The sequence below is a fragment of the Mesorhizobium sp. ZC-5 genome (genome assembly GCF_025753855.1).
GTDB lineage: Bacteria > Pseudomonadota > Alphaproteobacteria > Rhizobiales > Rhizobiaceae > Neomesorhizobium.
On record NZ_JAOWPT010000017.1, the window covers coordinates 46369 to 62261 of the forward strand.

The window sequence follows — 15893 nt, forward strand, 5'->3', positions numbered from 1 at the left end:
CTCAGGTGTCTGATTTCGGCATGGCAGCAATCGTCACCGAAAGCCGCAGCGACAGTTCCGCTTCGATCCGCCAGACCAGCCGCTTCGCGGGCAGCACGACGCCGTAGCTCGGCGATATGCGCGTATCCTCTTCGACGACCGCCCATCCGCCCCCGCTCCATTCGATCAGGAAAGAACAGTCGTCGCGTTCCGCGACCCAGCGGCCCACACTCTGCTCCCTGAGCGAAATCCCGGGTGCGAAATGGAGGGGCACCGATACCGCATGAGTGCCTTTGCCCTCGATCGTATCGATCACAGTCAATGAAGCCGGGCGGACCGAAAGAGCGATCTCGCGCTGCACGCTTACCGGCTCGGCAAGCCGCCCGTAACCCGAATGCCTGCCGCGGAAGCTTCCCCCCAGCTCCGTGACCTCGAAGGACAAGGCTTCTGCCTTCGCATCGTCGTGCAGGTTCCAGAGGTTGTCCGGCGCATACAGCCGGTTGACCTCTTTGCCATCAACGCGGGGCGTGTTGTGGACATCCGTCGATCGGAACGCGTTGCGGTCCTCGAAGGAAGCCGTATAGACGAAAGAACCCGGATCGACGATCAGCGGCGCCCCTTCGAGCCAGGCCTCGAAAGAGAGGGGATCGTTGTGACCATGGCCGCCAAGGCCGGCAAGACCGACCGGGCCGCAGTCGATGAAGACATGGTTGCGGGCATCGCGCAGAATGTAGACACCGCCGTCCGGGAAAGCGACCGAGTCCGGCTCGTGCCACACCGGCGGCCTATCCAAGACCTGCATGCCGCAGTGCCAAGCGATTTCGTCACCCTCACCCCACGCCTTTGCCATCAGTTGCTCATCACCAAAGGTAAGCCCGATCAGCCCCACTAGGTAACGATGGTCATCCAGTGGCTGCGTACCGAATGGCAGCGCGCGGCCGTCGTCGGCATCTCCCCAATGCGGCGATGTCCCGTCCGGCCGGCAATAGGCGTCGGCGAAGCGCGCCATGGCTATCAGCCGCTCGCGGTAACTTGCGGATATTGCCTGGCCTGCTGCCAACTTGTAGCGCGCTGGCAGCAGAAAAAGTTCCGCGACCAGGCGATGATAGGGAACCGAAGCCTCGAAATCGACACCGTCGGGATGAACCTGCACGAGAATTTCCTGCTCGAGCGTGCGCCAGCCCTCCGCCGCCCAGCGGTCGGCATTGCCGATGCCCTGGAAAAAAAGCCCCGCGAAAACCAGTCCCGAGGCATCGGCCGTCAGGTGATTTCCGTTGATGGTCGACCGCTCGATATGCCGTTCGGTGAATTGTCCGTGCAGATAAAGTGCTGAAAGAAAGCGTCCCCTGAATGATTCGTCGTTCCAGGCGCTGGAGCGGGCGAAAACGTGGAACAGCCATGTCCAAGCCAGTATCCTGAGCGCCGGCTCCATCGTGCATGACCAGTTTACGGTCCATGCATAGGGATTTGCCTCGATCCATTGTTCGAGTACGTCGCGTGCGGCTTCGGCATAACGCTCTTCGCCGGTCAGCAGGAATGCCTGCCCGGCAGGCAGCAGCCACTGCAGGCGCGAGATTTCCCACGGCACCTTTACATCGCTCGGCCGGCCCTTGTTCATATAGTCGATGGCGCGGCAGAAGGCCGGCGCCCAGCGATCACCTGTCTTGAAGTCCTGAAGCCAGTCGATCGGCACACCGAGATCCACCGGTCCGGTGCCGAGAAGATCGACTCGATGCGCTATGGCGCGTTCAGCCGCCGCAGTAATCAATTGCCGGGCCTCGGGAAATCGACTGGAAAACGCGTGGGCGTCGAAGTCCCGCGTCACGGTCGGATAGGGTCTAGAAGCCAGTTTTTCCCACAATTCGCCGATGTCGGCCGATCCCGCCATCCTGGCGAGGCGCTCTCCCGCCATGCGGCGAGCCGATACCGGAGCCAGCACACGGTCCGCTTCCATCGCCGCTTCGCGCGCCAGCCGGCGGACCAGATAGCCGGGCGGCTTGCGGACGAGCCGCGCGGCCCGGCGCAGGATTGAAGAGACGGCCATGGCTCAGTGCACGCTCTTTTCGCCCTTACCGTCGATCCAGTAGTCGTACCAGGCAGTCAGGTTGTAGAGCGTCCATATCTGCAAGCTCGTGTCCGCACGCTTGCTCCGATGATGCGCAAAAAGTTCGTCGATATAGCCCGTGTTGAAGAAACCGCGTTTCAAGAGGTTGGAATTCCTGATCCCGCGCTCGACCCGCTCGCCGAACGAACCGCGCAGCCAGTCGGCCATTGGCGCTCCGAAACCCATCTTCTTGCGGTAGATCAGTTCGTCCGGGATCAGACCTTCGACGGCCTTCTTAAGCAGATATTTCGCAGTGCCGTTCTTCGTTTTCCAGTTTTCCGGGATGTCGAAGCTGAAGTCGACGAGTTCGTGGTCGAGGAAAGGGACGCGAGCTTCCAGTGAAACCGACATCGAAATCTTGTCGACCCGCATCAGCAAAAGCTCAGGCAGCCGCAGGCGGAACTCGTTGTGAATCATGCGCGTCAGCGCGTCCTGGCCCTTATGTGCCCTGTCGAACGGCTCGAGGAACGACTTGATCACATTATAGCTGTCGGGCCTGACATAGCTTGCATCGAGCACGCCAGCGCGGATCATCGGATCATGATGGCTGGAACTGCCCAGCGCGTCGTAGCGCACCAGGCGATCCTTGCTGGTGTTCCAGAACACCATCGCGCCTGCCCAGAAATGCTCGCGATCGCGCGCAGCCCGGTCGATAATGTCGGCGTACATCGGAAACCGCGGATTGAGCCCGGAAGCACCCACGGCGGCCATCGCTGCGACCTTCCTCAACGGCTGCGGCACATAGGAGCGGAACGGCTGGAAATAGCGGTGATAGAGCCGCAGATAGCCCATGTAGGACTTGTAGCCGCAGAACTGCTCGTCGGAGCCTTCGCCGACCTGGACGCCCTTAACGCCTTGGTCCTTGGCGAGTTTCGAAACGAAATAAAGCGGAATGCAAACCCAGTCTGCGAGCGGCTCGTCCTGGTGATGAATAAGGCTGTCGAGGTAGCCGATCATGTCGGCTTCGTCGATCAGCACCTCGTGATGGTTCGTATTGAACCGCTTGGCGGCGATGTTGGCGTAATCGAGCTCATTGAGACCGGTAAAGTCCTTGAAGCCAACCGTGAAGGTGTCGATCGGCTTGTCCGAAAACTTCGACATCAAGGCGACATTTGCGGAAGAATCGATGCCACCCGAGAGGAATACGCCGATGGGCACGTCGGAGACCATCCGCCGCTCGACCGCATCGTGCAGCCGTGTGCGGATACCGTCGGTATAGAAGTCCTCCAGCGCCGCCTCGGACAGATTGCGCGTCTCCGACGGGTCGATACCCTTGCCGGGCACCGCATCGTAGTATCGGACCATCTTGATATCGCCGTCCGGTCCGATCCGAAGCCAGCAGCCCGGCGGCACCTTGTAGATGCCCTTGAACATCGTCATCGGCGCCGGCGTGGTCAGAAAGCTCAGGTAATGGACCATCGCCTGAGGATCGATGTCGCGCTCGGCCTTCGGATGGGCAAGCAGCGCCTTGATCTCGGAGCCGAACACCAGTTCGCCGTCGAACACGGCGAAATAGAGGGGCTTCACGCCGATCCGGTCGCGGACGAGATAGAGGGCATCCTCGCGTGCGTCATGGATGCCGATGGCGAAATCACCCGATACGCGCTCCAAAAGACCATCCAGCCCCCATTCCTCGTAGCCATGCACGAGGATCTCGGTGTCGGAGTGGTCGGTCTTGAACTGGTGCCCCGCGGCCTCCAACTCGCCACGAAACTTGGCGTGATTATAGATCTCGCCGTTGAACACGAGCCAGATGCGGCCGTCCTCGTTACTCATCGGCTGACCGGCCAGGTCACTGAGATCGATGAAGGAAAGACGGCGGTGGCCGAAGCCGACTTGGCCACTGGGCGAGACCCAAAGGTCGCTGCCGTCGGGACCTCTGTGGGCCATTGTATCGCGCATCCGCTCGATCAGCGGCGCGGTCACCCTGCCCGGCTTTCCGTAGGCAAAGACACCGACTATTCCGCACATGAAAGCTGTCCCTTCTGGCCCCAGGGCATCGACATGTCGATGCAATGCAACCGGGTATTGACCTTATAAGGCAATTTGACGGTCGACTTCGAAACTGGCGCGTGTCGTCGCCAGCTGATCTTCCAGCGAAATCGGCCACGCTGATCCTGACTTCAGGGTCGCCGCCAACGCCGTCAACTCTTCCAGCTGGCCCTTCTCGATCGTCAACGCCTTCCAGCCGCCGCTGCCACCTGCCACGCTAAGCTGCTTGTAGTCATCCAGCGTAAGCACCTTGCCGTCGACAAATATCTCGGCGCGCTCCTTCGGATAGCTCTTCGAGCCCATAGCGGTATAGGTGAGCGTGCACACCGAGCCGTCGGCGTAACGTAGCGTCGCGACGAAATTGTCGTCCGGTCGCCAATATTTGGTATCGGAAACAATCGACGCCGCCTGGATGCCCACCGGCTGGCTTTCGGTCAGTGCGTTGAAGAGATCGTAGATATGGCAGGCCTCGCCGATGTTGCGGCCACCGCCTTGCGGACCATGAACCCAATGATCCGACGGAATATAACCCGCATTCATGCGATAGTTGACGATCATTGGGGACGTGCGGCCGGCCAGTGCCTTTTTTGCGGCCGCGATGGCAGGAGAGAAGCGGCGGTTGAAACCGGTCATCAGTACCGGTCCCTTCGGGTTCTCGCTGTAGAAGCTTTCGATCTGCTGCAGTTCCTCTTCCGTCATCGCGAGCGGTTTCTCGACAAAGACGTGCTTTCCGGCCTTCAGTGCCCTCAACGTCATATCGGCGTGCAGATCGTGGCGCGTCGCGATCAGCACCAAATCGATAGCCGGATCTGCGAGCACTGCCTCAAAATCGGTCGATGCGTTGGCGGCACCGAACCGCTCCGCCGCGCCGCGCGCCGAAAGCCCGGTGCGGCTGACAATCGTGTGAAGTTCATATGAATCCTTCAGCTTCTGCAGGTTCGGCAAGTGCATTCCCTGGGCGAACCCTCCGGCACCGATCAGAGCCAGCTTGATCTTGCCGCTCTTCGCGGCTGGCGCGGCCACCTGAAGCGTGGCCTTGCGCGCTTCCTCGCGCTCCGGGTATTTCAGGAGCACCAGCAACGGCTTCGCACCAGGAGCGCTGAGCAAGCCGTAGGCCTCTTCAGCCCGGTCGATATCGAACGGGTCCTGCAGCATGTTGGCGAGGCTGATCTTTCCGGCCGCGAGCTGGCGAAGATATTCGCTCATGTTGCGGTTTTCGGTCCAGCGCACATAGGCGATCGGATAGTCCGCGCCCTCTTCCTCGTAGAGCGGGTCGTAGCGGCCCGGCCCGTATGAGGTGGAAATAAAGAAATCGAGTTCCTTGGTGTAGATGTCCGAGCGGGCGATGTTCAGCCCGACATCGCCGACAACAACGACGCGCGCCTTGCGCCGACATGCCTGGAAAGCCTGGGCAAGAATCTCGCTGCTCGACGAGGCAGCGGTGATTATGACCGCATCGGCGCCATATCCATCGGTAAGCTTGGTGATCTTTTCGACGAGATCGCCATCGCCGGCCTTGATGCCGATATCCATTCCGTTGTCGAGCGCGGTCTGGATACGCTTCTCGTCGACGTCGGTTCCAATCACGCGGCAGCCGCTGGCGGTCAGAAGCTGCGCGGTGATCTGCCCGAGGATACCGAGACCGATCACGACAACCGTCTCACCCAGAGTCGGGTTCGTGCGCCGTACGCCCTGCATGGCGATCGCGCCAAGCGTCACCGTCGCGGCCGGGCCGAATTCGAGGCTGTCCGGAATGGAAACCGTCAAGTTGACCGGCACGTCGATGATTTCGGCGTGATTGGCGATGCCCGCCCCGGCGCACGCGACGCGGTCGCCAATCTTCAATCCCTCGACTTCGGAGCCGACCGCGATCACCGTCCCCGCGGCCGAATATCCGGTCGGCAGGCCTGCGTCGAGCTTGCCCTTGATCTGCTTGTAGACCCGGGCAAAGCCCTGGTCCTTCATCAACTGCAGGGCTTTCTTGACGTGATGCGGCTGTTTCAACGCGCGCCTGTAAAGCGGCAGGCCCGACATTTTGACGCCGGCCATCTCGGTGCCGACGCTGACGCAGGACTGCTTGACGCTGACCAGGACATTTTTCGGGCTGACGGTCGGAGCCGGCACATCCTTCAGGAAAACCTTGCCCGATTTGACCAAAAGCTGCTTCACGACCAGACTCCCCGTGTATCGATGAGGGTCTTGCCGTCGAGCTTTCCCCGTTGAATTTCAGTGTAAGGCCGGTGATTGACCAGCATCACCAGGATTTCGGCCCGTCCAACCACTTCCTGAATGTCTTCCAGCATCCGGACGTGCGGCTTGCCGGCAAGCGATTCGGGCAGCTTGTCGATATTCGGTTCCGACACGATGATTTCGCAGTTCCCCCATCCGGCCACCGTCTCGGCTATGGCCAGGGCGGGGCTTTCCCTGAGATCGTCCACGTCCGCCTTGAATGCTAGGCCCAGGAGCGCCACCGTCGGGCGCCCGGCAGCGCCTCTTTTGTCGATCGCCGTCCTGATCTTTCCGAGCACCAGTTGAGGCTTGCTGTCGTTGACCTCGCGAGAAGTACGGATAAGCCGCGCTTCGTCGGGTGCTGCCGCGACGATGAACCAGGGATCGACCGCAATGCAGTGGCCGCCGACACCCGGACCCGGCTGCAGGATGTTGACGCGTGGATGATAGTTAGCGAGCTTGATCAGCTCCCAGACATTGATGCCGAGCTTCTCGCAGACGATCGAAAGCTCGTTTGCGAATGCGATGTTGACGTCGCGAAACGCATTCTCGGTCAGCTTGCACATTTCGGCGGTGCGCGCGTTGGTGACGTTCAACTCGCCCTTGCAAAAGATGCGATACAGTTCCTCGGCCTTGGCCGAGCAACCGGCGGTGATGCCGCCGATGACGCGGCTGTTTTCGACGAGTTCGGTCAAGACCCGACCCGGGAGGACCCGCTCGGGGCAATAGGCGACATGCACGTCGCAGTCCTCATCACCAGCACTCGGAAACTTCAGGTCTGGCCTCATGGCGGCCATCTGCTCGACAAGCCTGTCGGTCGTGCCCGGAGGAGACGTCGATTCGAGGACGACGAGATTTCCTTTCCGAAGCAGTGGCGCGATCGACCGGCCGGCCGCCTCCACATAGGCCAGGTCTGCCTTGCCATCGTGAAACGGCGTCGGCACGGCGATCATGAAGGCGTCGGCAACTTCCGGCTTGGTCGCGGCGCGCAGGTGGCCTTGTTGGACGGCATGCGCGGTGACGGCCTCGAGGTCCGGCTCCACGATATGAATTTCGCCCTTGTTGATCTTGGCGACGACCTCTTCCTTGACGTCGATGCCTATCACCTGAACGCCGCGCGATGCGATGACGGAAGCCGTCGGCAGGCCGATATAGCCCAGGCCAAGCACACAGACGCTTTTTATATTGGCAGAACTCATTCCTGCTCCTCGATCACGGTTCTAATTCGCTTGGCCGCCATGCCGTCGCCGTAAGGGTTTATGGTCTGAGCCATACGCTGATAATGTTCGTCGTCGTTGAGAAGCCGCCGGGCTTCGTCGACGATTTTGGCCCGTGACGTGCCGACCAGGATAACGGTCCCGGCATCCACGGCTTCGGGACGTTCCGTCGTCTCGCGCATGACAAGGATGGGTTTGCCGAGCGACGGCGCTTCCTCCTGGACACCTCCCGAATCGGTGATGATCAGATGCGATTTCTGCATCAGAAACACGAACGGTTCGTAGTCGAGGGGATCGATCAGATGGACGAACGGCACGCCTTTGAGGAAACGTTCGACCGGTTCCCGTACGCTGGGATTGGGGTGGACCGGATAGACGATTTGCACCCTATGTCGTTCGGAAATATCGAGAAGCGCCCGGCAGATTTCCTCGAAGCCCGCTCCAAAATTCTCACGGCGATGTCCGGTAACCAGCACGACCGGCCGCTCCGGTTCCAGGAACGAGAATTTGTGCTCGAACTGGCTGAGCCTCTCCGGCGACGAGCGGATCTTCGCAACAGTCTCGAGCAGCGCATCGATGACGGTGTTGCCGGTTACGTGGATGTTGGCCGAAGGAATACCTTCGTCGAGCAGATTTTGCCGCGATTTTTCAGTCGGTGCGAAATGATATCGCGTTGCGAGCGTGGCGACGCGGCGATTCATTTCCTCCGGCCATGGCGCAAGCAGGGATCCGGACCTTAAACCCGCTTCGACATGGCCGACGGGCAATTTGCGATAGAACGCGGCAAGCGAGGCGGCGAGCGTCGTCGTCGTGTCGCCGTGCACGAGAACAATGTCCGGCCGCACCTTGTCGAGGACGCTCCCTATGCCGGTCAAGACCCGCGCCGTCAGTTGATCCAGCGTTTGGTTCGGCTGCATGAGATCGAGATCATGATCCGGTCTGATCTCGAAAAGTTCGAGAACCTGATCAAGCATCTGGCGGTGCTGAGCCGTCACGCAAACCGTCGCATCGAGCTTTTCGCTCTTGCGAAGTTCCGACACGACCGGCGCCATTTTGATCGCTTCAGGGCGCGTGCCAAAAATCGTCAGGACCTTTTTCATCGGCCGCCGCGAACCTCGGATAAGCAGTGATCCATTCCCGTTACCGTTACCTCGCGGCAAGGCCAGCTAACTGTCCGAGTGCCAAATATGATTGTCTGCGCTCTTGATTCAGGGCGCCACATCGACCGGAATCCCACGAGACCCCTGCAGGTAGGCAGCGTTTAGTAGATCAAGAAATTAATGTCCATCCGAAAGTGTGTCACGGCACATCCCGGCACGAGCGCTAGTAGCGCGCGGCATCTCCTGATCCTTTCCCCGCTACGGTCGCGAAAAGTATGCCGAGATCTGAAAAGAAGTTTTTCGTATCGATGTATCGGCGATCTGCTTCAGCCAGCGCCTCCGGAGTGGACATATCTATGGCGGCCAATTGTGCGGGGCCTGTTATTCCCGGCCGAATACTGAAGACATCCTTTGCCCGCCGTGCCCGGATGACATGTTCCTGATTCGGAAGACAAGGGCGCGGGCCGACCAGACTCATGTCGCCGCGCAGAACGTTGAAAAGTTGAGGGAGTTCATCGAGCTTCGTGGATCGCAGCCGGCGGCCGGTGGGTGTAATCCAGCTTGCGGACACGTCGTGAGAACCGGCCAGCGGCGCTCCCGTCGCCATGGTGCGGAACTTGTAGCACTGAAAGGGCTGCTCATGCCTCCCGACGCGGGCCTGCACGAACAGTGCCGGACCTGGCGACGAGCGCCTCACCACGATGGCGACGATCGCCATAACTGGCAGCAGAAGGATTATCGCGACAAGGGAGACAAGGAAATCAAATGCACGCTTCGTCAAATTCCGAACCGCCTGTTCAAGAATGCGCGACCATAGCCAGATTTTTCACCGTTGGAAGCCGGCACCCGAACGTGTGATCCCCTGCCGGGGCCGGATTTCCGGCGACCAGCCGAAGGTTTCGCGAAACAGCCTTGAATCGACCTGCAGATTGCCGAGAAGGCTCTTCGCGATCTTCTCCTTGCCAAGCGTCCTGAGCAACACCCTGAGCAATGCCGCGGGCACGGGCACGAGCCGCGGCGACATTCCCATGCCGGAACGCAACCAAGTGAGGATTTCCTTCAGACTGACGGATTCCTCATCGGAGACCATGTAGGTTCCCGGCTTCAGGTCTGCATCCGGCAGCGAAACCAACCCGAAGATGGCATCGGCGAGATTTTCCGCCGCGATCAGCGTACGGCTGTTACCGATGGCGCCGAATGGTAGCGGCACTCCCGTCGCGGCGAGGCGCTGGAGCAGGCGCCAGTTCCCTTGTGCGCCTGCCCCATAGACGATCGGAGGCCTGAGGACGATCCCGATACGGCCCGGCCCGTCGAATTGGCCCATGTGGCTTTCCGCCGCCAGTTTCGAGCGTCCATAAGGAGTTGTCGGAGTGGGCGTGGTCTGCTCGCTGACAGGCGTTTCCGCTGAGTTATCGGCCACCGCGAACACGCTTGACAACAGAATAAGCACTTTGGCATCGGAGGCTGCGGCCTGCTCCACCAACCGCGCGGTGCCCCGATCGTTGACCTCGTCGAACGCCTCATTCGGGACTCCTCGCAGCGGTACCTGTGCCGCGAGATGGACGACCGCGTCGCAACCTTGCAGTACAGGGCGCCAGTCGGTTTGCGACCCTACCTCACCTACCGCGAAATACTGCACCTTGCCGTGGGGTGCCGCCGTCCTTGCAGCTCTGCCGGCAAGGTTGAGAGCGAATCCGGCGTCGCGCAACCGCTGCACAAGCAGGCCGCCGACAAAGCCGCTGGCACCCGTGACAAGGATTCTTTTCATGTCACATTTCCCTCACGATTCCCGATATAACCAGAGAATGAAGACATCGCCCATTGTTTTTCGGTTGCGGAATCGCGGCGACGCGTCCCGAAAGGCACTGGCCCGTATAGTCAATTCTGCAGGTACACCGAAGCCGCCACGCCGGCCACCGTTTCACCTGCAATAGGATCGGCGCTGAAGTGTCCATGTGCCCTTTTGATCGACTGCCGTTTCGATAAGCGCGCAGTGTTTGCCCGAAACTGACTAGCCCCGGTCGTAAGATAGGAAGGATTAAGCGTCAACGACGACGGGGATCGAGGCAGCAATCATCTCACCCTTTTACACCGCGGCCGTCTTTTACACCGCGGCCGTCCGTACAGGGATACCAGTAGTCGCACACATTGAAGAAAAGGCCGAGAAGAACCCCACCCCGTATTTATGCTTCGGAACGAAGCAACTCGCCCAGCTTGCCGTTCTCGTCCTCGAGTTGCTTCAACCGCTTCGGGCAGCAAGCCGTCGTATTTCTTCTTCCAGTTGAAGTAGGTCGCGTAGCTGATGCCCGCCCGACTACAGATCTCCGCCATGGGAATTCCGCCCGATCCTTGCTTCAGAATGAACGCCTTCTGTGCGTCTGAGAACTTCGATGCCTTCATCGCTCTCCGCTCCTTCTCCCAGCCGCGAGAATACAGCGAAAAACTCTAACCAAAAACGATCGAGTTTTCAGGAGTCAGAGCATGTCAGATATCCTTCAACGATTCCCGATATAACTGAAGGATGAAGGCATCTCTCAATTTTTGGTTGCGAGAGCGCGGCGACGCGCCTCAGCAATTCCACCACGAACGAGCGCTGGAATGTTGTAAGGACAGCTCGATTCGGGTAACTAACAGGCAAGCGGGTAGACAAACAATGAATTTCTGCGGGGAGAGTTCGCTTTGAAGCGATACTTGAGCATTGCCCATGATTTGATAGTAGCCGGATCGGCATTTTTGCTCTCATATGTGACTGTTCTTGGTATCGATCTCGCGCTCGAGACTCCAGGCATCGCTGAAAAAACCGGGGCATTCATCGCGGTTTGCGCTTTTTTCTTCTTTTTCTTTTCGATGCATCGCGGTTCCTGGCGCTACGTCTCCATCCCGGACCTGACAACGATCATCAAGGCGACGGCCTTCTCGGTCCTCGTCTACACGGTCGGGGCTTTTTTGATGACGCGCGGTTCCAACGTGCCGCGTTCGGTCCCGGTGCTGACGACCTTGTACATGATAGCAGGCCTTTCGGCCTCGCGGCTGGCCTATCGGCTGCTCCTTGAACGCAGTTTGGGATTTCCAATCCTCTCCCAGCAGAGGTTGAAGAAGAAGCGGTACGTTCTTCTCTACGGACTTACCGATGCAGCCGAGAGCTTCATTCGGTCGACCCGACGCGACGTGAACCGCGAAACCGCGGTGATCGGCATTCTCGATGACGGTGCTAACAGCACGCGGATGGTGCAAGGTGTGAAGGTACTGGGCTCGCTGTCCGAGCTTGAACCGATCGTCGCCAAGCTTCAGCGTAACGGCACAAAAGTTTCCGAACTGATCGTCACGGAAGCTGCTCCCAGCCGAGAGCAGCTCGGCGAGATCGTCGAACTGGCGACACGCCTCGGCATCAAGGCTTCTCGCATTCCGAGCGTGACCGAAACCGCGCTCATAACCGGCCGCCTGGAGCCGAAGCCGATCGATCTGGGCGATCTGCTGGGACGCCCGGAAGTAAAGACCGATCTCGAAGGGGTCGCCGGTCTCATCAACGGCAAGGTCGTGCTTGCCACGGGGGCAGGCGGTTCCATCGGCTCCGAGCTTTGCCGCCAGATCGCGATGTTCGGCCCTAGCGAACTCGCGATCACTGACAGCTCCGAATTCCACCTTTATCTGCTTGATCTGGAATTGCGGGAACGCCATCCCAACCTCAGGATCGTCACTCGCATCGTCGATGTTCGCGACGGCAGGCGCGTGTCCCACCTCTTCGAGGACGTGAAGCCTGAGGTCGTCTTTCACGCCGCCGCGCTGAAGCACGTCCCGCTGGTCGAGAGCAATCCCCTCGAGGGCATCAAGACTAATCTCCTTGGCACGCGCAACGTTGCGAACGCTGCGATGGAAAACGGCGCCTCCACGTTCGTAATGATTTCCACCGACAAGGCGGTCAACCCCACGAACATTATGGGCGCCACAAAGCGCGCCGCCGAAGCCTACTGCCAGGCGCTGGACGTCGTCACCAAGAAGACAAGGTTCAAGACCGTCCGCTTCGGCAACGTGCTGGGATCGAATGGCTCGGTCGTCCCGCGCTTTCAGGAGCAGATCGCCAATGGCGGGCCGGTCACGGTCACGCACCCGAACATGGTTCGCTTTTTCATGACTATCCCGGAGGCGGTCCGACTTGTCCTCCACGCTTCCGCCCGCGCGCTGCGGCAGCAGTCGGATCGCGGCAAGATCATGGTGCTGGACATGGGCGAGCCCGTGCGGATCGCCGACCTCGCAGAGCGCATGATCCAACTGGCGGGATTTCGGCCACATACCGACATCGAGATCGCCTTCACCGGTCTCCGGCCGGGCGAGAAGCTCTATGAAGAGCTTTTCGACACTTCGGAAGCACAGGACGGCCTAACTGAAGAAGGTTATGTGATCGCCTCGCCGCGGATCATCGATAGCGCGCTTTTGCACCGCACTTTATCCGGGATCGAAACGGCCGTCGGAAAAGAAAATTCCGTGCGCGCGATCGAGCTTTTGTTGCACATCGTGCCCGAATATCGGCCCATGCAGCCGAACGAAGTTCAGGACGCTGGAGGCGTCGTCGTCGATCAAGCCTGATTTCATTGGCAGGAGAAACCTGCTGCGGCGCGACCCGTGGCCGCGCCGCGCCAATCGACTGGAAGCCTACTTGCGTGTGGTCAGCAGCGAGCCGACGGCCCGAACGGTTGCCGTCGCCAGCGCGATCTTCACGACATCGGTGACGATGAACGGGCCGACACCGAAGGAGAGCGCCTTTTCGGCCCCCATCAACACCGCGAGCCAAGCGGCGCCCAACGCGAGGATGGCCACTTCGCCCAGCATCATAGCGCCGAACAGGGTGAATAGATTGCGGTCGAGACCCCTGTCGGCTGCGTGGCCGACAATCGCCGCAGCGACGACAAAGCCGGCAAGATAGCCGCCGGTCGGCCCGGTCATATAGGCGAGACCGCCGCCAGTCGCGAATACCGGCAGGCCGATCGTGCCCTCTACCAAGTAGGCTATCACGGTAGCAACCGCGAGATTGCGGCCGTAGGTCGCCGCGATCAAGAAGACGGCGAGCGTCTGCAGCGTCATCGGCACCGGCCAGAAGGGCACTGTGATTTTCGAGGCGAGCGCCAGCAGCGCGGTCCCTGCGAGCACCAGCAGAACTTGAACAACAAGCCTGGCATTGCGGTCTTGCGGCAAGGCAAGCGTTACGAGCGGACCTGTGATGGCTGCAGCAGACATAAAGAACCTCTTCCAGTGACACATCGGTGGCGGCGTCGCCGGTTCCGACATAGCCGCTTCCGTGCTACCGGGCAATGACGCTATCACGTTCGGTGAATGTTAAGCAGGGATTTCCATGACTCTTGATTTCGATACCCGGTTCGAACCCCATTACGGCGAAGCGATAGAGGTCGCTCCGGGAATCAGACGGCTGACAGTGAACAATCCCGGGCCATTCACGTTCCACGGCACCAACACCTACATCGTCGGCGAACAGACGCTGGCGGTGATCGATCCGGGACCGGAAGATCCCGAGCACCTGCAGGCGATTCTGCGTGCCATCGGCGACCGGCCGGTTAGTCATATCTTTGTCAGCCATACGCATCGCGACCATTCTCCCCTGGCGAAAGAATTGCGACAACTGACCGGAGCGGTCGTTTGCGCCGAAGGCCCACACCGCCCCGCCAGGCCTCTGCGAATCGGCGAGGTCAATCCGCTCGATGCCAGCGCGGACACTGATTTCGTGCCCGATTTAACGCTCGCCGACGACAGCGTGACGCGGGGTGACGGCTGGGCTGTAAGGATGGTCCTGACGCCAGGCCATACGGCCAACCATGCGGCATTCGCGCTGGAGGGCACCGGTGTACTGTTTTCGGCCGACCATGTGATGGCGTGGGCCACATCCATCGTCGCCCCGCCCGATGGCGCCATGACGGATTACATGGCCTCACTCGATCGGCTCATCGAGCGCGACGACAAAATCTTGCTGCCGGGCCACGGCGGCCCAGTAAGCAAGCCGCGTCCGTTCATGCGTGGACTGAAGACGCATCGGAAAGTGCGCGAGCGCGCCATCATCGAGCGCCTTGCCGGTGGCGACAGAACCATCCCGGAAATGGTTCGCGCGATCTACCGCGACACCGATCCACGGCTGCATGGGGCGGCGGGGCTGTCCGTACTCGCCCATATCGAGGATCTGGTCAGCCGCGGAATCGCGGTTACCGACGGCGATCCGTCGATCGACGGAGAATATGCGCTGAAGTAGCTATTCGGCCGGAATCGTGCCGGCCTGAGCCGCTATGCCCGCATCGAGCTCGTCGAGAAAGGCCACGATTCGGGCGGCATTGTCGCCAAGATCATGCCGCCCGAAACGTGATGCCGAGCGCATATCGACATAGGTGGAGTTGCCTTCGTCGGTCACCCTGATGGCGATATCGCATGGAAACGCCAGCAGCGCGGTCGTCGCCAGCGCCTCAATCGTCACCTCGGGGTTGCTCAATGTCTCTCTCGGCGCCTCGTAAACCCGCCAGCCGCGACTTTGGACCAGCGTGAGGACCGTGCTCAAGGCCCGATCAGCGGGGACGTCATAGCGCCTGCCGGTGACCTCCGGATAATTTTCCGCCTGAATTTTCGCCTCTTCCCTGCCAATCGGCACAATCGGATTCATCCCCTGCCCGCGCCCAAGCGCTGCACGCGCGAATCGTGGCGGGTCGAGCGTATCGGTGGAAATATCACTAAGTCCCGGATGGACGTAGGCGCGATAACCCGAAACGGCGAACGGTGTGAGAACGGCCACGGCCACGGCCACGCCCTTTGCAATATCGCGTCCACCGAGATCGCCATAGCTCCAGACCCGGCGGAAAGCGATTGCCGCCAGCAGCAGCGCAAGCACCGCCAGCGTCCCGACCAGCCCAAGCACGATGATAAAACCGGGTGTCTCAAGCAGGTTGAAGCGATGGCTCAGTGCGGCCGTAACGAACAGCACTGCGGAAAAATATGCCGTCGCGCGCGACCAGCCGGCGGCACGCGATGTCTGCTGCTCGATATAGACTGCCATTTCCGCCGCGTCGCTTCGCCTGTGTTCGGACGCCGTTTACATATTCGCTCGGCGCTGACGGGTCAAAGCTGCCGCGCGGCACTAAGCAAGATCGCCCTGTCAAGCCAGACACGACGAATCATCTCGGCCACGCCTGGGACTTCGCTTGCCGCCCCGGTCTCGGTGTGGCCGTAGAGAACGCCCTGGTCGGCCGCGATGATCCCGACGGGCTCGCCGGGAAACGTCCT

Annotated in this window: 11 protein-coding genes and 1 pseudogene; 2 read left to right on the forward strand and 10 right to left on the reverse strand. The window is 60.4% G+C overall.

Going from position 1 to position 15893, the window contains the following annotated elements:
* Position 1: 1 nt before the first annotated feature.
* The 8 genes and pseudogenes from OHD58_RS27705 to OHD58_RS27740 all read right to left on the reverse strand — a co-directional run.
* Positions 2–2023 (reverse strand): alginate lyase family protein, encoded by a 2022-nt coding sequence (locus tag OHD58_RS27705; RefSeq protein ID WP_263806843.1) that lies wholly within the window; start codon positions 2021–2023, stop codon positions 2–4.
* A 3-nt stretch (positions 2024–2026) separates the two neighbouring features.
* Positions 2027–4054, reverse strand: coding sequence for an asparagine synthase (glutamine-hydrolyzing) (gene asnB, locus OHD58_RS27710; RefSeq protein ID WP_263806844.1), 2028 nt, complete (start codon positions 4052–4054; stop codon positions 2027–2029).
* A gap of 63 nt (positions 4055–4117) precedes the next feature.
* Positions 4118–6244, reverse strand: a complete 2127-nt coding sequence (locus OHD58_RS27715; protein ID WP_263806845.1) for a bi-domain-containing oxidoreductase — start codon at positions 6242–6244, stop codon at positions 4118–4120.
* Entirely contained in the window at positions 6241–7503 is a 1263-nt protein-coding gene (gene wecC, locus OHD58_RS27720; RefSeq protein ID WP_263806846.1) for a UDP-N-acetyl-D-mannosamine dehydrogenase, read from the reverse strand. The genes OHD58_RS27715 and wecC overlap by 4 nt, the downstream gene beginning before the upstream one ends.
* Entirely contained in the window at positions 7500–8621 is a 1122-nt protein-coding gene (wecB, locus tag OHD58_RS27725) for a non-hydrolyzing UDP-N-acetylglucosamine 2-epimerase (protein WP_263806847.1), read from the reverse strand. The genes wecC and wecB overlap by 4 nt, the downstream gene beginning before the upstream one ends.
* Before the next feature lie 223 nt (positions 8622–8844).
* Positions 8845–9402, reverse strand: coding sequence for a sugar transferase (locus OHD58_RS27730; protein WP_263806848.1), 558 nt, complete (start codon positions 9400–9402; stop codon positions 8845–8847).
* A 45-nt stretch (positions 9403–9447) separates the two neighbouring features.
* Positions 9448–10389, reverse strand: coding sequence for an NAD-dependent epimerase/dehydratase family protein (locus OHD58_RS27735; RefSeq protein ID WP_263806849.1), 942 nt, complete (start codon positions 10387–10389; stop codon positions 9448–9450).
* Positions 10390–10819: 430 nt separating this feature from the next.
* Positions 10820–11021 (reverse strand): annotated as a pseudogene (locus OHD58_RS27740) (transposase); the annotation flags it as partial.
* Between the two features lie 279 nt (positions 11022–11300).
* Here OHD58_RS27740 and OHD58_RS27745 point away from each other — a divergent pair.
* Positions 11301–13205: a polysaccharide biosynthesis protein gene (locus OHD58_RS27745; protein ID WP_263806850.1), complete on the forward strand. Its 1905-nt coding sequence runs from the start codon at positions 11301–11303 to the stop codon at positions 13203–13205.
* Between the two features lie 66 nt (positions 13206–13271).
* Here OHD58_RS27745 and OHD58_RS27750 read toward each other — a convergent pair whose 3' ends face one another.
* Entirely contained in the window at positions 13272–13853 is a 582-nt protein-coding gene (locus OHD58_RS27750) for a biotin transporter BioY (protein ID WP_263806851.1), read from the reverse strand.
* Between the two features lie 115 nt (positions 13854–13968).
* Here OHD58_RS27750 and OHD58_RS27755 point away from each other — a divergent pair, with 115 nt between their 5' ends.
* On the forward strand, positions 13969–14874 hold the full coding sequence (locus OHD58_RS27755) for an MBL fold metallo-hydrolase (protein ID WP_263806852.1): 906 nt from the start codon (positions 13969–13971) through the stop codon (positions 14872–14874).
* On the opposite strand, the gene OHD58_RS27760 is transcribed toward OHD58_RS27755, so the two are convergent.
* Positions 14875–15666 carry a DUF1499 domain-containing protein gene (locus OHD58_RS27760; RefSeq protein WP_263806853.1) on the reverse strand — a complete coding sequence of 264 codons (792 nt, stop codon included), beginning with the start codon at positions 15664–15666 and terminating at the stop codon, positions 14875–14877.
* Positions 15667–15893: the final 227 nt, after the last annotated feature.